Raw genomic sequence first — 19,451 nt, forward strand, 5'->3', positions numbered from 1 at the left:
TTCCTGATCTACGAGATCCCAGCGCCATCACTGAATTAATGTCGCTTCATGATCAGGCAGTTCATGATTGGATTTATAAGGATATCCAGGGTCATAGGGTATAGCCTGGATCTGAACTTCTTTTACATGACTAAAACGTGTTAACAGCAATGTCTTGGCTCGGTTTGCAATTTCTTGCGCCTCCAATATGGAGATTCTGGGATTCACACTAATAACTAACTCAATGGTAACATCATGTTCCTGCTCCCGTGCAACCAAATGTTCAATTGTGATAATACCGTATACCCGTTGTACTGTTTCTTTGTAGTCCGTAGCATCCTCCTGCTCAAGTTCTTGAACAAGTGAACCGTAGACCGTGTCTACAATCATTCGATACCCTTTATACAAAATGAAACCGGAAGCAATAAGAGCAGCGGTTGGATCAAGATACAACAGCAGACTCAAACCGGTTTCTTCCCCTGCCATCGCGCCGATAATACCTATTAAAACCGCTAGTGAACAATATAATGCACGTCGGTGTTGCAAGGCATACGACATAGCTTGGGACTGATTTCGTTTACGGAAATATCGGTACTGAAATTGAAATATAGCTTCTTTCACAGCTAACGCAGCAACAGCTACCAAAAGAACAGACTTTCCAGGTGCTTCGAGTTCACCACTCGATAGACTGCTTAATGCGGAGATAGCCAGCTGTAGGCCTCCCATCAAAATAAGCACCGCTAGCAGAACCGTCATGCCCGGTTTCGCAGCCCTTGCATGTTCTCTTAGCCGCTCCTTTTGTATCTTGCCTTTGGGTTGTACAGATCGTGAGGGAAAAAGAGCAACCAGAGAAGAGGCAGCTTCAGAAGCAGAATACAAACCATCGGCCAATAAAGATTTGCTATTCGCCATGTACCCTACTCCTGTTTTGATGACTGCAAGTGCCAAGTTTCCGACGATCCCGCTCCATGTTGCCGCTTGTGCGGACCGACCAGCTTCTCTTGTCATGTTGATTCCCCCTTAATTCTGTACTTAACGTTGCAAAACCGCGCCTGGCAGACGCGGCTTTACATTCCGATGTTTAGTTAGAAGCTTTAGCCGCTGTTTTTGGCTTGTTGACCTGTTTACTTTTAAGTGTGAACCATAGCGGAGCCGCGATGAAGATGGAAGAATACGCTCCAAAAAATGTTCCGATCACCATCGCAAGAGAGAACATGCGAATGGACTCACCACCAAAGATAAACAAACAGAGTGAAGCGATAAACACAGTAAACGTTGTGTTTAGGGAACGAGTCATCGTTTGAGCCAAACTATGATTCACTACTTCACGAAGATCAGCTTTCGTTGATTTTTTAGCAAAACGAAGATTCTCACGAATCCGGTCAAAGATAACGATGGTATCGTTGATCGAGAAGCCGACAATTGTCAGAACCGCCGTAATAAATGTCAGATTAACTTCAAGTCTGAAGATGGAAAATACACTGATAACGACAAAAGCATCATGGAAAATGGAAATGACAGCAGCAACTGCAAATCTCCATTCAAAACGAATCGCAACATAGATCATAATCCCAATACTTGCTATAAGCACTGCGTAGATTGCGTTGCGTTCCAGTTCCTTCGCCATCTCAGGATCAACTGTATTGACCTCATAAGATGCTTTTGGATCAAGTTTACTAAATTCCTGCTTGAACTTACTTTCCTGATCTTCAACCAGAACATTGGAGAAACGAACATTTACCCGATCTGCGCCCGGCGTGATGTGCACATCACCCTCCTTGACACCCATGTCCTTGATGATCGGATTAATCTGCTCCGTTGTGATTGCTTTGGATACTGTGATATCCACATTGGAGCCTGATTTGAAGTCAACCGCATAGTTCAGTCCTAACCAGAGCACACTGACTATCCCCGCCACGGTTAGAATAATCGAAAAGATATAGGCAAGTTTACTACCTTTTATATAATCATAGTTCCAATTAAAGCGCACGAATTTCACTCTCCTTCACTCCGAAATACTTAGGCTTCTTGATCACGTTACCCCGTACAAGCAGGGTTAACAGGAAGCGAGAGAAGAAAATATTCGTGATGATACTCGTCACAATATCGAAAATCAGTACGAGTGCAAAACCTTTAACTGCACCAGTACCCAAGAAGAACATTACAGCTGCTGCGATAATGGTTGTGATATTGGAGTCAATAATCGTACGGAAGGAGTGTTTACCGCCAGCTTTAACGGATGACAAGATAGACTTGCCGCTGCGCATCTCTTCCTTAATCCGTTCGTACGTAATGATGTTTGCATCAACCGCCATACCTATACCCAGAATGAAGGCCGCGATCCCTGGGAGGGTCAGTACAAACTCTCCAAGATAGAAAATCGCAAGGACTAGCCAAGTATGGGTGATTAGTGCAAAACTCGCGATGATACCTGGTACGCGATACAATCCAATCATGAAGATCAGAATGATGATTGAGCCAATAAAACCGGCTTTGATCGTCTGATCCAAAGACAATTTACCAAGAGTTGCGCCTACGCTTTGGGAGTATTTCTCCGTAAGTTTCAGTGGCAGTGCACCCAGGTTAATAGTATCACGAAGCTGATTCGCTTCTTCACGTGTATAGGAACCTGAGATTTGAGCAGATCCGTCAGTCAATTGCTGTCTAACTTCTGGTGCCGAAAGCAATTGATCATCCAAATAGATCGCAAGAGGTTTATTGATCAGACGTTTTGTGATTTCAGAAAACTTGGCTTTGTCTTTTACTTTAATGTCGATCATCGGCTCATTTAATTGAGTGAAGACAACTTTGGCCGCATTTTCGACAAACTCATTACCGCGAAGCTCAATTTTGGAGTACTCGCCTTCTTTGTCATCCGGTGCTTTACTTCGGAATGTCAGAACAGCGGGTTCTTTCATTTTGGCTCTAACCTCAGCCTCATCTGTAACCCCTGCCAGTTTCAACCGAATCCGGTTGGTTCCTTCTGTAGTTACTTCCGGCTCACTTGTTCCGAGCGCATTGGCACGGCTTTCGAGGCTTTTGGCTGTTTGCACCAAAGAGGCTTTGCTAACTTGCTGCCCTGCTTCGAGCGGCTCTGCTTCATATAAGATCTCGTAGCCTCCCTTTAAATCAAGGCCCAAGCGTATATTTTTGAGCAGCTCCGGGCTTGTACCCACCATAACCCCTGTGGTGACAAGCACGACCAGAATGAAACTGATAATTCTTTTCATGCCGTTCCTAGATCCCCTTTCGTTCTCAATATTCCTATTATAGCGATGCCGTAAAAAGCAGTCAATTTTCAACAAAAAAGATCCCTTTCGATTAGAAAGTGGACCCCCGGTATGCAGACACCGTCATAAAGTTCATAAAGCTTGTTGCTTTCAGTGACAATATGTCGTTCACCAGTTGGTGAAGCGGTGGAATACCCTGTTTTTCGTATTTATGACTGACACAATTCCAGACATCTTGGCTGGTGACATATTCGTAACCGACAAGCCTTAATTCCTCCGCCTTACTTCGGCAGAGTATCTCTATTGACTGTTCCAACTCCACATCATTCATTTCTTCCAACGGGGAGCCTCCCTTCTTACATCCGAGCCTTTATGCGGCACCAATACTACATCATTCGACCTCACCCTTTCATATTCCTTCTTCTCGTTTATGGTTCTTTTTGTTAATCGTGTCCAAGTTGTCATGAGATGATGAAAGACCGGCATAGGATGAAGTACAACGGCTTTGTCCCATTAATGAGATAACCAGTACCTTCAATGAGGATAACCTGTACCTTCAACCGGGAAAGAGGGGTAGTTTTGAAGAAACAGACATTTATTCAGGGGGCCATGATCCTGCTCGCGGCAGGCATTATCAACCGGATTCTCGGCTTCATTCCACGAATCGCACTGCCACGAGTAATCGGTGCAGAGGGTGTAGGTATCTATCAACTGAGCTATCCCTTTTTCATCGTGCTGGTGACACTGATTACCGGAGGTATTCCTTTAGCTGTGGCCAAGCTTGTCGCCGAAGCCGAGACGGGTGCTAACCGTTATTCGCCACAACGTATTTTGCAGATCAGCCTTAGCTTCACGCTTACTCTCGGTGTCGTTTTTATGTTTTTATGCATCCTGTTTGCCCCTTGGATCACCCAATATGTCCTCACGGATGAGCGCGTATATCATACGTTTGTCAGTATGAGCCCCATGATTGCTATAATCGCAGTTTCAGCGGTGTACAGGGGGTATTTCCAAGGTAAGCAAAATATGATGCCTACAGCGATTTCATCCATTACTGAAACCATCATCCGTATCATTTTTGTGATCTGGTTTGCATGGCTTTTGTTACCTAAAGGGATTGAACATGCAGCCGCTGGGGCAATGCTCGGTGCTATGGTTGGGGAACTCGCCGGTATGCTGGTTCTGCTGTGGAATTATGCAAAGTTTAAAAAAGAATTGCCCCTTTCTCGTCGTAGTCGTATAAAGCAGGTTCCTTCTCCTTCATCAGAGTCTTTACAAGATGACCATTCCAACGTGCAAGAGAAAGATGAGTCCTCTACAGCGTCTGCCCCTTCCCAGAGAGGATTGATCCGCCGTTTGCTGGCTATATCTGTCCCTGTTACAGCAGGTCGTCTTGTCGGTTCTTTATCCTATCTCGCTGAAACGATCGTGACAGCCCAGAGTCTCGCCATTGCCGGTATTGCTAAAGGGCTAGCTACAGCTCAATATGGTGCATTACAAGGAATGGTAATCCCACTGTTGCTACTTCCGGGAGCACTGACTTCTTCTCTCGCAACATCACTCGTGCCCTCTCTGTCAGAAGCTTCAGCCAATGGTGACCGTGCGCTCATTCATAAAAGAATGCACCAGGCTCTGCGGCTAGCTCTAGTCACTGGTGCACCCTTTTCTGTTTTTATGTATGTGCTTGCCGAACCGATGTGTCTGCTGCTCTATGATGATGCATCGATTGGAAGCATGCTAAAGCTGATGGCTCCTTTTGCCTTGTTTATCTATATTCAAGCTCCACTACAGGCTGCGCTGCAGGCGCTCGACCGTCCGGGTAAAGCATTATTAAACACGTTTATCGGTGCTGTCATCAAAATTTCATTAATTCTGATGCTGGCTTCGCAGCCCGAATACGGTATATTCGGTGCCGTTATTGCCATCTGTATTAATTCGATGGTTGTAACTTTGCTACACGCGGGCAGTGTGCGCCGGTTATTAAATTTTCGTTTCAAGCTGATGGATTGGGTCAAAACCGGAGCTGGCATGTTCATCATGGGTGCTGCAACCTTGTTTATCTACGAACACACAGCTGCGCTATTTCCGTTCTGGTTTCGAATGATCCTTGCAACTTTTGCCGGTCTGCTTGTTTACTTTATGGTCATGGGTTTAACCAAAATGATCGACTTTCATGACCTATCACGTGCCCCCCTCATTGGCTCATGGTTCAAACGTCGATCTGAAAAAAAATAGTTTTATTTTTTGTCTTCACGAGCACTTATATATAACTTGCCATTGTGATCAATTGAGCATATGAACACATCTTTAAAATCGTTAATGCCTTTTTGTTGAATTTGATTTTTTAACCAGAAACGTGTTTTCTCGATCATTTCCAAATTCTCATCCTGTACTTTCCCATCCATAATCAGGGGCACGGGTAAACCCTCATATTTGATGTTGGGGAAACCTTTCAGCTTAACATTTTCTTTTTGCCGTGCAGATGAATTGGAAGAACCGGGACCGGAACTGGAAGTAGAGCCATCAGAGCTCTGATCTTTCGGAAATACAGTCAATTTCCCGGTTGTTTCAAGGAGCGCAAAATCTACATCACCGATGCTGTCAATATTTTGTTCCCGAAGCTGCAGTAACAGATCATCCAGATTGTAACGTTGCTTGCGCATTTCATCACGATGAAGCTTGCCTTTGGAGATTAGAACCGTAGGTTTTCCATCGATCATCAGACGAAGCTTGCGGCTTTTCAACCCGACATAAGCCATCCCGATTTGCATAACAATGACGGTCAGCATCGGAGCAATACCATGAGATAGCGGTTTTTTGATATCCTCAATCACAAAAGCAGCCATCTCGGCAAGCATGATGGACACGACCAGATCAAACATAGATAATTTGCCGATCTCACGTTTACCCATCACACGAATAGCGCAATACACAAGAAAATACATGAGTATGGTTCGATATATGTGAGGGCCAAAATCAGTGAAATTCATAACAGGAACCTCCTTCGAATTTCAGCATTGTACAGAGATCTGAAGTGCAATCCCTATTTTGACCTGAACCTCACATGCTCATGCAGAAATAATCCGTTCATTTAATGGAAATCGGTTCATAAGTCAGAAGGCTTGACCATACACTGTAATAATTTCAAACTTGTACAAGGGGGTTGCTTTATGCAATTGATTCGCCGCTTGTTCTCATTTCGGATGTCCAACCCAATTCTGTCTGGCCTCTGTCACGCTTTTGTCTGGATGTTTATCGGAGCATTAATTCTTTCTTTCTTCCTGTGGATGAGCGGCATGCGAGAACAGGATCTTTCCACCTATACCTACGTTGTTCACGTTTTGTCATTGCTCATCGGTGGTTTCATTGCGGGGAAACGTTCGGGTGAGAAAGGATGGTATTACGGTGGCTTCACAGGGATCGTTTATGGGCTTCTCGTGTTGCTCATCGGATTCTTGGCACTGGACGCTTCATTTAACTGGAAAGACAGCTTGCAGCTCCTTAGCGCATTCTTTATATCGGCTCTTGGCGGCATCTTTGGAGTCAACACACAACGCTCGTAATCAACTCACAAAAAAAAGAGAACCGGATCTACTTCAGATCCGATTCTCTGTTCGGGAATATGCCCGCGCATATTCTCATCATGTATACCATTATTCAGCCGTTTCACGACTTACAGCGCTGCTAATCGCATTACGGTCAAACGTAAGCTTGGTAACGTCATTTACACGCAATACCACCACGTCGTCTGTAATTTCAGCAATCGTACCGTGAAGACCACCGATCGTTACAATTTTATCGCCTTTTTTCAACTGGCCCAACATCGCATTACGTGCTTTTTGCTTTTTGTTCTGTGGGCGAATCATCAGGAAGTAGAAAATCGCGACCATCAATACCAAAGGTACGATCAACGAAAAAATTCCACCACCAGGATTTGCAGCTTGAGCAGTCATTGCTTGAAACATCAAAACTCCCCCTTATCGACTATACGTACAGTTATTGCTTGTTGCATCGGTTCCGCAAAAACCTCAATTAGAAACCTTTGTCATTGTCATGCAGACCATATTGATCGAAAAATTCATCCCGGAAATCAAGCAAACGATCTTCCATTATGGCTTTACGCACATTGCGCATCAAGTTCTGTAGGAAATGAAGATTATGGATCGTTGTGAGACGCAAGCCAAACGTTTCATCTGCTTTGATCAGATGGCGCAAGTACGCTCTGGAATAGTTGCGGCAAGTGTAGCAATCACATTCCGGGTCAAGCGGCCCAAAATCGGTTGCAAACTTGGCATTGCGAACGACCAGACGTCCCTGACTTGTCATCGTTGTTCCGTTACGGGCAATCCGGGTTGGCAACACGCAGTCAAACATGTCCACTCCACGAATTGATCCCTCAATCAATGCATCGGGTGAACCAACCCCCATCAAATACCTTGGTTTATTGGAAGGTAGCAAAGGCACCGTGTAATCCAATACGCCATACATCAAATGTTTCGGTTCTCCAACACTCAGTCCACCAATAGCATACCCCGGGAAATCCATGGAAGTCAAATCAGCCGCGCTTTGACGACGGAGATCCTCGTGCATGCCACCCTGTACGATAGCAAACAATCCTTGATCATGCGGACGGGCATGACTTTCAATACAACGCTCCGCCCAGCGAGTTGTTCTTTCGAGTGATTTCTTAACGTATTCGTATTCAGCTGGATATGGAGGACATTCATCAAATGCCATCATAATATCTGATCCCAGAGCATTCTGGATTTCCATAGCCACTTCCGGGGAAAGGAACTTTTTGTCACCGTTCAGATGGGAGCGGAAATGTACGCCCTCTTCGGTAATTTTACGCATCTCACTAAGGGAGAACACCTGAAAACCACCGCTATCTGTCAAAATAGGCCGATCCCAGTTCATGAACTTGTGCAGACCGCCAGCTTGACGGATAATTTCATGACCCGGTCTCAGGAACAAATGATACGTATTACTCAGAATAATCTGAGCATCCATTTCCTTCAGTTCTTCGGGACTCATCGTTTTTACCGTTGCTTGAGTGCCGACCGGCATGAACGTTGGAGTCTCAATAACACCATGAGGTGTATGCACACGTCCCAGACGCGCACCTGATTGTTTACACGTTTTGATATGTTCGTACGTAATTGCTGCCATTGGTTATAATCATCCTCTAAAAGTTAATCGGTTTTATTAATAAATCAACATTGCATCGCCAAAGCTAAAGAAACGATATTTCTCCTTGATGGCTTCATCATAAGCATGCATAATGTGTTCTCGGCCTGCAAGAGCACTAACAAGCATCACCAGTGTTGATTTGGGCAAATGAAAATTTGTTAGCATTCCGTCAATCACCTTGAAGGAGTAGCCAGGATAAATGAAAATGCTCGTCCAGCCGCTACTTTCCTGCAATACACCATCTTCAAATTTACTTCCTACCGTCTCCAGCGTTCTGCAACTGGTGGTGCCCACTGCAAAAACCTTATTACCACGCTCTTTCGTCTGATTAATCAGTTCAGCCGTTTCCTGTGATAAAGAATAATACTCCTCATGCATAACGTGATCCTCAACCATGTCAACAGACATCGGTCTAAACGTACCCAGCCCAACATGCAGGGTTATAAATCCAATGTTCACACCTTTAGCGCGAATCCGATCCAGCAACTCATCCGTAAAGTGTAAACCTGCTGTCGGTGCAGCTGCAGAGCCCTCATGTTTGGCATATACCGTCTGGTAACGCTCTCGATCGTCCAGCGTTTCCTTGATATAGGGTGGTAGTGGCATTTCACCAAGGCGATCCAAAATCTCTTGGAAAATACCATTGTACTCAAACGTTAACGTACGTGCACCCATCTCGCCTACTTCATTAATGACAGCCTTTAATTCATCACTAAACACAATGACAGAGCCAGCTCTCAGCTTTTTGCCCGGCTTGACGAGTGCCTCCCACTTATCACCTTCGACGTTTTTAAGCAAAAGCACCTCGGCTTTTGCCCCCGTGTCCGCTTTAGTACCAAACAGGCGGGCAGGCAATACACGTGTATCATTCAGAATCAGTGTATCTCCAGGCTGCAGTACATCGATAATATGAGGGAAATGGTGATGGGCAAGCTCCCCTGTCTCTTTGTTCAACGTAAGCAAACGAGAAGCGGTACGATCCAGCAACGGTGTCTGTGCGATTAATTCCTCTGGTAACTCAAAATCATATAAGTTCACATTCATGTTCTATTCATTCCTTAAGGCTTTGATATTCTTCTTATTCCTTACCATCATTGTCTTTTATTCCTTAACAATAGTTGCGTTTTGATAATAGTGTTTCAATATCGTCTGGTAATCATACCCTTCGTCAGCCATACCCTTGGCGCCCCATTGAGATAAGCCAAGTCCATGTCCATTCCCTTGACCAATAAACATAAAGGTCTGGCCTTGTGTCACGGCTCTCGCTTGACCATCTGCACTCATCACAACAAGTGCGTTGCTGGATGAGGTGCCTGTGCCTGAGGCAGACAATATTGAAGCGCCCTGTGATCCGGTTTTGCTGACTTTTTGACCGTCAGCGCCTAATACAGTATAACTTCCGGTCCCTGCAATATCAAATAAAGTGCTTGGTAATCCGCCGAGTGCAGAGCGATACGTATCCGCATATTTAACAGTCAACGGTTGCCCGTTGGCCGTAACTTCCAGTGCTCGTCCGGAAGGCCCTCGCTTGGTTACTTCCAACGTTGATATGGAAGCTGGAGCGGCTACAGTTGTCTTACCTTGCAATGTCTTGACCAGTTGTGCCGAAGTAAACGGCCCTCTCACCCATGCATAATCATTGGATTGAGCCACTTTTGCCAATACAACAACTTCCGTTCCAGGATTGATTTTGGCAACTGGCTCAACATTGGATTGAATGAGCGGGATCGGTCTAAGATTTGTATTTTGAGCCGTTACGGTTGCTTTGGAGAGTCCAGCATCCGTCTTTGTTGTTAATTCTTTTACATTGTCCTCACGAATATATCCGCTCGCACCTGAACTCATCAGCACATGATACCATGTATGCAGTCCAGCCTGCGCAGACAGATCGCCACGACTGTCCACATTTGTAAATACGCCTGCCCCACCGTTCCACACTTCAGAAGGATGAGCCGTTTGCCCTCCAGCATTAGATGAAAATACAGCTTCTACAATTTTGCCTTCGCTTTTGAGCACTTCTCCAGCCGTTGCATCCACCGCACTCGTTACTTTGTCGTTCTCAGAGTTCATTCCATTGTATGCCTGACTCAGTGTGGTATCCACAACATTGGCGATCTTGAAACGCTCGCCCTGCTGGAGCGCATAGGAACGGGCAGCCACCGCCTGCACTTTAAGTGCTTCCGTTGGCCAAGAAGAATACACTTCTGCGCCAACAACCGAGTACAAGTACTGTTCCAGTGGCACGACGTTAACTAAAGCTAGATCCCCATTAACGATGCTGATCTCCATATCTCCGCGATATGTACGCTGGGAGCGCTCTACAACTTTTATACCGTTGCCACTTCCTTGTATCATTACCTTGGAGTCATTGCCTGCAATCGTGTAATGTGGAGCCGTTTTAAAGGCATCCATACTCAATCCTGCGTCCTGACGAATAATCAAACCTGGACTGTTACCTACAGGAGAGAGGCTAATGCCAGATACACTGGATTCCACACGTTGCTTCAACGTAGATAACTCCGTCGCAGATATCGCTTCACCGACCCATACGGTATAGGTTTGATTGCTTCCATCTAGTTGCAATACAGGATAAGCTGTAAATCCCGCTGCAAGCAAACTTGACTGTGCTGCTTCTGCTTCCTGAAGAGAAGTGTAGTTCCCCGAAGACAGACGTTCGCTTCCGGTTACAACCGGTTTCTGTCCCGCTAATTGAGTCGCAGCTGTCTTTTGAACCCGAGCAACGGCTTGTCCTGCAAGTGCTGCTGTACCGTAATTGCCGGTGTATAGCTGATACAGTGTTTTTCCATTAAACGTCACCGTATACAGCAAAGGTTTATCAGCTGTAGCCTGAAGCAATTTTGCTGCCGCTGCGGCTGTTGTGAAATCAGTAGTCTCCAATACTTTTACGCGGAATCCATCCGCACTAAAACGGGTTTGCCCCGATGGAAGAGTCACATTGGTACCACCACCAGACTGAATACTCCATGAACCTGCTGATTCAAGTGTAATTAGAGGTGTTGTTGATTTATATGTGCTCCCTAAATTCGCAAACATAGCTACTCGAATCAATTGCTCATTATCACCAGCCGCATAAGCTGGCACATGCAAGCACCCTACTGTCAACAGAGCAGCCGCCAGCACCTTCAATCGACGACTCCACTTCTTCGTGCGTATTGCTTTTCCCACAATCAGGCTCCTCTCCATACAGGTTCTTCACTTTATATCGGTCAGTTTTCACAGGGATTTCAACTTCCTGTTCAATTTCCAGGAATGCCGTTCGTTGTTTTCATCCATATAATGCATTCTTATCTAACTATATTCTCAACGGTTCAGCGTAGACGATGTGTAAGAAGTAAGAGCTAACTTTTACTTGCTGTCTCTTGGTGGAACAGGCAAACCAAGGTGATGGTAGGCCAGATCAGTAACTACACGTCCTCTTGGCGTACGCTGAATCATACCGATCTGTAGCAGATAAGGTTCATACACATCCTCAATCGTCTGAGATTCTTCCCCAATTGTAGCGGCTATCGTATCCAGTCCAACAGGACCTCCACGGAAGCTGTTAATCATAGACTTGAGCATCTTGTGATCAATATCGTCTAACCCACGCGGATCAATCTGCAGGCGTTGCAACGCCTCTTCTGCCAGTGCTTGTGTAATGATGCCATCACCGCGTACTTGTGCAAAATCACGTACTCTTTTCAACAAACGGTTTGCAATTCGTGGTGTCCCTCGTGAACGCAAAGCAATCTCTTCCGCAGCGTCCCCAACAATCTCTACACCCAGAATATCAGTGGATCGTGAAACGATGTAGGCAAGTTCATCAACCGTATAGAACTCCAGACGACTAATCACACCAAAACGGTCCCGAAGCGGAGCTGACAAAAGTCCTGCGCGTGTCGTAGCTCCTATTAACGTAAATGGAGGCAAGTCCAAGCGAACAGAACGTGCACTTGGCCCTTTGCCGATCATAATATCCAGCGCAGAATCCTCCATCGCCGGATACATCACCTCTTCAACGGTACGATGAAGTCGATGGATCTCGTCAATGAATAACACGTCTCCCTCTTGCAAATTCGTCAGCAGCGCTGCCAGATCACCTGGACGTTCAATTGCAGGGCCTGAAGTGGTTCTCAAGTTTACGCCAAGTTCATTTGCAATAATATTAGCGAGTGTTGTTTTACCTAGACCCGGAGGTCCGTATAACAGCACATGATCCAATGCTTCATTCCGCAATTTAGCGGCTTCAATATATATTTTAAGATTTTCCTTCACCTGATTCTGCCCGATGTATTCATTTAGATATCGGGGACGAAGGCTTAATTCGACGTTCTGATCTTCCATCATCAGGTTAGCGGATATAATCCGTTCATCCATGTTCTTCCCACCCTTTTCTTGCAGGTTACAACTCTAGTACGACGATACAAATGAATATAAATTAACCCGTAAATAACATTTGCAGTGCCCGTTTCATCAACACATCTACAGAATCTGCGGTCGTCACATCTTTTTTCAGCTTGAGCCATACTTTGTCCAGTTCACTATCCGTATATCCAAGCGCCTTCAGACCTTCACGCGCCTCATCCCATGAGGACCCACTTCCAACCTCCTCGGATGGTGGTGCAAAGAGACCCGTTTCATAGGCTGCTGTACCGAAGCCGTCCAATTTGTCCTTCAGGTCCAGAATCATACGTTGCGCTGTTTTTTTTCCGATACCTGGTAGTTTCGTCAAGAATGTCAGATTCTCCTGATAAATGGCTGTAACCACATGATCAGGTGTGCCACCGGCAAGAATACCTAACGCCACTTTTGGCCCAATTCCAGATACTTCAATCAATTTACGGAACAAACGCTGTTCCTCTCTCGTCACAAATCCAAATAACAGCATCGCATCTTCACGCACATGATGATGGGTGTACACGATGATCTCGCCTTCCTGCTTGGCAAACGCATAGGGGTTCGGACAGAACACACGATAACCCACCCCATGCACATCTAAAACAATATAATCACTCTCGACATGTATGAACTGTCCTCTTAGAAAATCAATCATTTTCGCAATACCTCATTCAACTTGGAATTTAATGTATAAGAATGTGCATGACAAACAGCAACAGCCAGCGCATCTGCAACGTCATCGGGTTTAGGCACAACCTGCAGACGAAGGAACATTTTGACCATCTCCTGCACTTGTTTCTTCTCCGCCTTGCCATAGCCTACAATCGCCTGTTTGATCTGCATCGGGGTATATTCCGCAATAGGCAGACCTTTTTGAGCAGCAGCAAGAATCATGACCCCTCGGGCCTGGCTGACAGACATCGCTGTTGTTACGTTACGGTTAAAAAAGAGTTTCTCCAGTGCGACCGCATCTGGCTTATACTTATCAATCAGTTGCACCATGCCTTCATATACGTGAAGAAGCCGATCCTCATCTGGTGTATGTGCCTCCGTCTGAATACATCCATATTGTACGGGCACAACCTTGTTCCCGATTTTATCTACAAAACCAAACCCCACAATCGCAATACCCGGGTCAATTCCCAAAAAACGCAAAACCATCTCTCCCTTACAAAAGCGAACATATGTATCGTTCATTTCATTATAACAAAAGATAGGCCTTGCGGCAGGAAAAACTTTGTCTATGCCAAAGCCTATCGTATTTCGTGACTTTTCTTCAAAATTTTCATTTTTATAGAAGAGTTAACTTATAAAAACGACAAAAAGGACATCCGCACGATGTCCTTCCGTAGCCATCTCTTCTATCCACTTATCTTCATACACGTTTCCCGAAGGTAACTCTACACCTTTGACTTAAAGGTTGTATTCCTTATACGGGTTGGCTTATCCGCCATTCCGAAGTAAATGATGCGTTTCATCCACAGCAAAGTCACTAAACGTCGAAATTACACTGTCATATTCATCTTTATCCTGTATTCGGATGCCTTCTTGCAATTGCTCCAGCACTCCTTCAGGCAATGAACTTTCCAATGTACCTACATCGAGTTGAAAAAACGTACGAATAACATTCTCTTCAGTGGGTTTGCCCTCATACAGATTGAGATGACCTGTAGCATCGATACTGATGTAGACTTCTTGTTTACAAACAGGTGAAAGATCATCCACGCTTTGATTCAAATGTAACGTATCCGAGGAAGTTACCTTTGCTTCCCACTCTGGATGTTGAGCAAGCAGCATTTTTAATTGAGGGATATCCATTCTCCCCAGCTGTTCAGTTTCAACACCACAAATATATTTGGTTTGTAAAACAACACGTATTAATTGGTCTGCACCCGTTTCAAGTTGCTCTACAATCACCTGAATCTCATGTGCCGATCGTTGATCCTGCTTAACTGGGCCCATAACATTTACGGCTTCACCAAAATCGGTTGTTAGTAAACGCTCAACTGCTGCTGATATAGATAAACCACGGTATGCTAATATCGTAACGGCACATATAGCGGCAACCATCCAAAACGTTCGTTTCCATCGTCGCCAGCGTCTCTTTAATTGTTTTCGTAAGGTGAACCTGTTCACATAAACCCCTTCAATCACTTTTTTTAAACCTATTGTGACCTAATGGAGGAACCTTTATGCAAACCCACCTCTTTAAACTCTTGAAAGCCTTGACCTTGACAAGTTGCGGTAATCGAGAGATCAAGAGATCCAAATTTTTGAAGTGAATATCTATTAAAATCAAAAAATCACCATCTGATTAGATAGTGATTTTTAGAAATCGGGATGACACGATTTGAACATGCGACCCCCTGGTCCCAAACCAGGTGCTCTACCAAGCTGAGCTACATCCCGTTATATATACCGGCGAGAGGACTCGAACCTCCACGGTTTCCCACTCGATTTTGAGTCGAGCGCGTCTGCCATTCCGCCACGCCGGCAAACTATGAAAATAATGGCGCGCCCTGAGAGATTCGAACTCCCGGCCTTTTGATTCGTAGTCAAACGCTCTATCCAGCTGAGCTAAGGGCGCAAAATATTGGAGCGGAAGACGGGAATCGAACCCGCGACCCTCGCCTTGGCAAGGCGATGCTCTACCGCTGAGCCACTTCCGCATGATAAAATTGTAAAGATGGCGGAACCGACGGGATTCGAACCCGCGATCTCCTGCGTGACAGGCAGGCATGTTAGGCCAACTACACCACGGTTCCAGATCACTTTCGGTTAGGAAAGCTACAATAATTGCGGGGGCAGGATTTGAACCTGCGGCCTTCGGGTTATGAGCCCGACGAGCTACCGGGCTGCTCCACCCCGCGTCATTATAAAAGATATATGGTGGAGGCTGAGGGGATCGAACCCCCGACCCTCTGCTTGTAAGGCAGATGCTCTCCCAGCTGAGCTAAGCCTCCATAATATGACCCGTAGGGGATACTCTCACTTCGTTCGAGACTGCGAAGCAGTTCCTAACGATGCTAATCCTCCGACGAACCTTTGGGATTCTCATCCCACTCTTTAGTTATTAAAAATAACTATGACCCGTAGGGGATTCGAACCCCTGTTACCTCCGTGAAAGGGAGGTGTCTTAACCCCTTGACCAACGGGCCTTAATGGCTCCCCGAACAGGACTCGAACCTGTGACAACTCGATTAACAGTCGAGTGCTCTACCAACTGAGCTATCAGGGAATAATATGCATTTGTGCTACAAATGCAACTCATCGTACAACGTCTACATGCAGAGCCTGTTTTCTATGTAAGATGAAAAAGTTCGCTTGGCGGCGTCCTACTCTCCCAGGACCCTGCGGTCCAAGTACCATCGGCGCTAGAGGGCTTAACGGTCGTGTTCGGGATGGGTACGTGTGGAACCCCTCCGCCATCGCCACCAAACGCGATTGGTCGAAGCATAGCTTCTTCCATATCAATCAGAACTGAAAATCATACACACATTCCGTGATGTACCGATTTTCACTTCATTCAGAGTGTTGTTCTCTGAAAACTAGATTCGAAACGAAACGTACGCGATTTACAACTTGCTATTGGATAAGCCCTCGACCGATTAGTACTGGTCAGCTCCATGCATTACTGCACTTCCACCCCCAGCCTATCTACCTCGTCGTCTTCAAGGGGTCTTACATACTGGGAAATCTCATCTTGAGGGGGGCTTCACGCTTAGATGCTTTCAGCGCTTATCCCGTCCGTACATAGCTACCCAGCGGTGCTCCTGGCGGAACAACTGGTACACCAGCGGTACGTCCATCCCGGTCCTCTCGTACTAAGGACAGCTCCTCTCAAATTTCCTACGCCCACGACAGATAGGGACCGAACTGTCTCACGACGTTCTGAACCCAGCTCGCGTACCGCTTTAATGGGCGAACAGCCCAACCCTTGGGACCTACTTCAGCCCCAGGATGCGATGAGCCGACATCGAGGTGCCAAACCTCCCCGTCGATGTGGACTCTTGGGGGAGATAAGCCTGTTATCCCCAGGGTAGCTTTTATCCGTTGAGCGATGGCCCTTCCATGCGGTACCACCGGATCACTAAGCCCGACTTTCGTCCCTGCTCGACTTGTAGGTCTCGCAGTCAAGCTCCCTTATGCCTTTGCACTCTTCGAATGATTTCCAACCATTCTGAGGGAACCTTTGGGCGCCTCCGTTACTCTTTAGGAGGCGACCGCCCCAGTCAAACTGCCCACCTGACACTGTCCCCGCACCGGTTTACGGTACCAGGTTAGAACCTAGATACGATCAGGGTGGTATCCCAACGGTGCCTCCACGCAAGCTGGCGCTCACGCTTCAAAGGCTCCCACCTATCCTGTACAGATCGTACCCAAATTCAATATCAAGCTGCAGTAAAGCTCCATGGGGTCTTTCCGTCTTGTCGCGGGTAACCTGCATCTTCACAGGTATTAAAATTTCACCGGATCTCTCGTTGAGACAGCGCCCAAGTCGTTACGCCATTCGTGCGGGTCAGAATTTACCTGACAAGGAATTTCGCTACCTTAGGACCGTTATAGTTACGGCCGCCGTTTACTGGGGCTTCGGTTCACAGCTTCGGGATTACTCCCTAACCACTCCCCTTAACCTTCCAGCACCGGGCAGGCGTCAGCCCGTATACTTCGCCTTACGGCTTCGCACAGACCTGTGTTTTTGCTAAACAGTCGCTTGGGCCTTTTCACTGCGGCCCCCTCGTGCTATTCACACTACCGGGGCACCCCTTCTCCCGAAGTTACGGGGTCATTTTGCCGAGTTCCTTAACGAGAGTTCTTCCGCGCGCCTTAGAATTCTCTTCTCGCCTACCTGTGTCGGTTTGCGGTACGGGCACCTTCATCTGGCTAGAGGCTTTTCTTGGCAGTGTGAGATCATGACCTTCGCTACTGTAATTTTCACTCCCCATCACAGCTCAGCCTTACGGTTAGCGGATTTGCCTACTAACCAGCCTTACTGCTTGGACAGGCATCCATCAGCCTGCGTCACTACCCTACTGCGTCCCCCCATCGCTCGTAACGATTTACGGTGGTACAGGAATTTCGACCTGTTGTCCTTCGACTACGCCTTTCGGCCTCGCCTTAGGTCCCGACTTACCCTGAGCGGACGAGCCTTCCTCAGGAACCCTTAGGCTTTCGGCGGATCAGATTCTCACTGATCTTTTCGTTACTCATACCGGCATTCTCACTTGTATAATGTCCAGCGCTCCTTACGGTACACCTTCAACCCTTATACAACGCTCCCCTACCCCTGATGCAAGCATCAAGCCATAGCTTCGGTGGTGTGTTTAGCCCCGTTACATTTTCGGCGCAGAGTCACTCGACCAGTGAGCTATTACGCACTCTTTCAATGGTGGCTGCTTCTAAGCCAACATCCTGGTTGTCTGTGCAACTCCACATCCTTTCCCACTTAACACACACTTGGGGACCTTAGCTGATGGTCTGGGCTGTTTCCCTTTTGACAATGGATCTTAGCACTCACTGTCTGACTCCCGGAAGTAAGTCTATGGCATTCGGAGTTTGACTGAGCTTGGTAACCCTTGCGGGCCCCGCACCCAATCAGTGCTCTACCTCCACGACTCTGTTTTCCGAGGCTAGCCCTAAAGCTATTTCGGGGAGAACCAGCTATCTCCGAGTTCGATTGGAATTTCTCCGCTACCCCCACCTCATCCCCGCATTTTTCAACATGCGTGGGTTCGGGCCTCCAGTGCGTGTTACCGCACCTTCACCCTGGACAGGGGTAGATCACCCGGTTTCGGGTCTACGTCCACGTACTATAGTCGCCCTATTCAGACTCGCTTTCGCTGCGGCTCCGGCTCTTCACCTTAACCTTGCACGGGAACGTAACTCGCCGGTTCATTCTACAAAAGGCACGCCATCACCCCTAAAACGGGCTCTGACTTTTTGTAAGCACACGGTTTCAGGTTCTATTTCACTCCCCTTCCGGGGTGCTTTTCACCTTTCCCTCACGGTACTGCTTCACTATCGGTCGCTAGGAAGTATTTAGCCTTGGCAGATGGTCCTGCCGGATTCATACGGGGTTTCACGTGCCCCGCACTACTCGGGATCCGTCTCGGAGGGAACAGACTTTCAATTACAGGGCTTTTACCTTCTTTGGCGGGCCTTTCCAGACCTCTTCGCTTAACCGGTTCCTTTGTAACTCCATGTGAGACGTCCCACAACCCCAAAGAGCAAGCTCTTTGGTTTGGGCTTCTCCGCGTTCGCTCGCCGCTACTGACGGAATCACTATTGTTTTCTCTTCCTCAGGGTACTTAGATGTTTCAGTTCCCCTGGTATGCCTCTACTTGCCCTATGTATTCAGACAAGAGTAACTGGATATTACCCCAGCTGGGTTTCCCCATTCGGACATCCCCGGATCAAAGCTTGCTTACAGCTCCCCGAGGCAGTTTCGTTGTTCGCCACGTCCTTCATCGGCTCCTAGCGCCTAGGCATCCTCCGTGTGCTCTTAGTAGCTTAACCATATGCTCCGGTTTCGTTCGCTCGCTTCCCTTGGTTTGGACTACGTCCAAAGCCAAAAGTCGCTCCCACCCGATACCATCGCAATTGCATTATCTACCGTTTTTATTGAAACTTGTTATACACAAGTTCAGCTAAAAA

Annotated in this window: 15 protein-coding genes, 9 tRNA genes and 2 rRNA genes; 2 read left to right on the top strand and 24 right to left on the bottom strand. The window is 46.7% G+C overall.

Going from position 1 to position 19,451, the window contains the following annotated elements:
* Positions 1-27: 27 nt before the first annotated feature.
* From MHI38_RS09745 to MHI38_RS09760, 4 genes are all read right to left on the bottom strand, one after another.
* Positions 28-987 carry a cation diffusion facilitator family transporter gene (locus tag MHI38_RS09745; RefSeq protein WP_154887491.1) on the bottom strand — a complete coding sequence of 320 codons (960 nt, stop codon included), beginning with the start codon at positions 985-987 and terminating at the stop codon, positions 28-30.
* A gap of 73 nt (positions 988-1,060) precedes the next feature.
* The gene (secF, locus tag MHI38_RS09750; protein WP_154887489.1) at positions 1,061-1,969 is read right to left on the bottom strand and encodes a protein translocase subunit SecF; all 909 of its coding nucleotides are present in this window, start codon (positions 1,967-1,969) and stop codon (positions 1,061-1,063) included.
* Positions 1,959-3,209 (bottom strand): protein translocase subunit SecD, encoded by a 1,251-nt coding sequence (gene secD, locus MHI38_RS09755; protein ID WP_154887487.1) that lies wholly within the window; start codon positions 3,207-3,209, stop codon positions 1,959-1,961. Before secD ends, secF begins: the two co-directional genes overlap by 11 nt.
* Positions 3,210-3,300: 91 nt before the next feature.
* The gene (locus MHI38_RS09760) at positions 3,301-3,540 is read right to left on the bottom strand and encodes a post-transcriptional regulator (protein ID WP_090915725.1); all 240 of its coding nucleotides are present in this window, start codon (positions 3,538-3,540) and stop codon (positions 3,301-3,303) included.
* A gap of 248 nt (positions 3,541-3,788) precedes the next feature.
* Here MHI38_RS09760 and MHI38_RS09765 point away from each other — a divergent pair, with 248 nt between their 5' ends.
* Positions 3,789-5,444, top strand: coding sequence for an oligosaccharide flippase family protein (locus MHI38_RS09765; RefSeq protein WP_154958007.1), 1,656 nt, complete (start codon positions 3,789-3,791; stop codon positions 5,442-5,444).
* A gap of 2 nt (positions 5,445-5,446) precedes the next feature.
* On the opposite strand, the gene MHI38_RS09770 is transcribed toward MHI38_RS09765, so the two are convergent.
* Positions 5,447-6,199 (bottom strand): YetF domain-containing protein, encoded by a 753-nt coding sequence (locus MHI38_RS09770; RefSeq protein ID WP_154958008.1) that lies wholly within the window; start codon positions 6,197-6,199, stop codon positions 5,447-5,449.
* A gap of 180 nt (positions 6,200-6,379) precedes the next feature.
* Between MHI38_RS09770 and MHI38_RS09775 the strand changes: the two genes are divergently transcribed.
* Complete coding sequence (locus tag MHI38_RS09775) at positions 6,380-6,772, top strand: TIGR04086 family membrane protein (RefSeq protein ID WP_154887481.1); 393 nt, start codon at positions 6,380-6,382, stop codon at positions 6,770-6,772.
* Between the two features lie 90 nt (positions 6,773-6,862).
* Here MHI38_RS09775 and yajC read toward each other — a convergent pair whose 3' ends face one another.
* From yajC to MHI38_RS09870, 19 genes are all read right to left on the bottom strand, one after another.
* Positions 6,863-7,174 (bottom strand): preprotein translocase subunit YajC, encoded by a 312-nt coding sequence (gene yajC, locus MHI38_RS09780; protein ID WP_154888523.1) that lies wholly within the window; start codon positions 7,172-7,174, stop codon positions 6,863-6,865.
* A gap of 67 nt (positions 7,175-7,241) precedes the next feature.
* Positions 7,242-8,378: a tRNA guanosine(34) transglycosylase Tgt gene (gene tgt, locus MHI38_RS09785; RefSeq protein WP_090915605.1), complete on the bottom strand. Its 1,137-nt coding sequence runs from the start codon at positions 8,376-8,378 to the stop codon at positions 7,242-7,244.
* Between the two features lie 36 nt (positions 8,379-8,414).
* Entirely contained in the window at positions 8,415-9,443 is a 1,029-nt protein-coding gene (queA, locus tag MHI38_RS09790; protein ID WP_341181221.1) for a tRNA preQ1(34) S-adenosylmethionine ribosyltransferase-isomerase QueA, read from the bottom strand.
* A 57-nt stretch (positions 9,444-9,500) separates the two neighbouring features.
* Positions 9,501-11,585: a SpoIID/LytB domain-containing protein gene (locus MHI38_RS09795; RefSeq protein WP_341181222.1), complete on the bottom strand. Its 2,085-nt coding sequence runs from the start codon at positions 11,583-11,585 to the stop codon at positions 9,501-9,503.
* A gap of 180 nt (positions 11,586-11,765) precedes the next feature.
* Positions 11,766-12,776, bottom strand: coding sequence for a Holliday junction branch migration DNA helicase RuvB (gene ruvB / locus MHI38_RS09800; protein WP_123066274.1), 1,011 nt, complete (start codon positions 12,774-12,776; stop codon positions 11,766-11,768).
* Positions 12,777-12,837: 61 nt separating this feature from the next.
* Entirely contained in the window at positions 12,838-13,452 is a 615-nt protein-coding gene (gene ruvA, locus MHI38_RS09805; protein ID WP_154887473.1) for a Holliday junction branch migration protein RuvA, read from the bottom strand.
* Positions 13,449-13,952 (bottom strand): crossover junction endodeoxyribonuclease RuvC, encoded by a 504-nt coding sequence (gene ruvC, locus MHI38_RS09810; protein ID WP_090915614.1) that lies wholly within the window; start codon positions 13,950-13,952, stop codon positions 13,449-13,451. Before ruvC ends, ruvA begins: the two co-directional genes overlap by 4 nt.
* A 288-nt stretch (positions 13,953-14,240) precedes the next feature.
* Complete coding sequence (locus tag MHI38_RS09815) at positions 14,241-14,867, bottom strand: BofC C-terminal domain-containing protein (RefSeq protein ID WP_154887471.1); 627 nt, start codon at positions 14,865-14,867, stop codon at positions 14,241-14,243.
* 265 nt (positions 14,868-15,132) lie between these two features.
* Positions 15,133-15,206 (bottom strand) — tRNA-Pro (locus MHI38_RS09820).
* Positions 15,207-15,213: 7 nt separating this feature from the next.
* Positions 15,214-15,292, bottom strand: a tRNA-Leu gene (locus MHI38_RS09825).
* Between the two features lie 15 nt (positions 15,293-15,307).
* A tRNA-Arg gene (locus MHI38_RS09830) sits at positions 15,308-15,384 on the bottom strand.
* A gap of 7 nt (positions 15,385-15,391) precedes the next feature.
* Positions 15,392-15,466, bottom strand: a tRNA-Gly gene (locus tag MHI38_RS09835).
* Between the two features lie 18 nt (positions 15,467-15,484).
* A tRNA-Asp gene (locus tag MHI38_RS09840) sits at positions 15,485-15,562 on the bottom strand.
* Between the two features lie 31 nt (positions 15,563-15,593).
* Positions 15,594-15,667: transfer RNA gene (locus MHI38_RS09845), tRNA-Met, on the bottom strand.
* Positions 15,668-15,684: 17 nt separating this feature from the next.
* A tRNA-Val gene (locus tag MHI38_RS09850) sits at positions 15,685-15,760 on the bottom strand.
* 123 nt (positions 15,761-15,883) lie between these two features.
* Positions 15,884-15,955 (bottom strand) — tRNA-Glu (locus MHI38_RS09855).
* 4 nt (positions 15,956-15,959) lie between these two features.
* Positions 15,960-16,035: transfer RNA gene (locus MHI38_RS09860), tRNA-Asn, on the bottom strand.
* 84 nt (positions 16,036-16,119) lie between these two features.
* Positions 16,120-16,236 (bottom strand): 5S ribosomal RNA (gene rrf, locus MHI38_RS09865).
* 149 nt (positions 16,237-16,385) lie between these two features.
* Positions 16,386-19,313 (bottom strand): 23S ribosomal RNA (locus MHI38_RS09870).
* Positions 19,314-19,451: the final 138 nt, after the last annotated feature.

The organism is Paenibacillus sp. FSL K6-1558 (genome assembly GCF_038002565.1).
GTDB classification, from domain to species: domain Bacteria; phylum Bacillota; class Bacilli; order Paenibacillales; family Paenibacillaceae; genus Paenibacillus; species Paenibacillus polysaccharolyticus.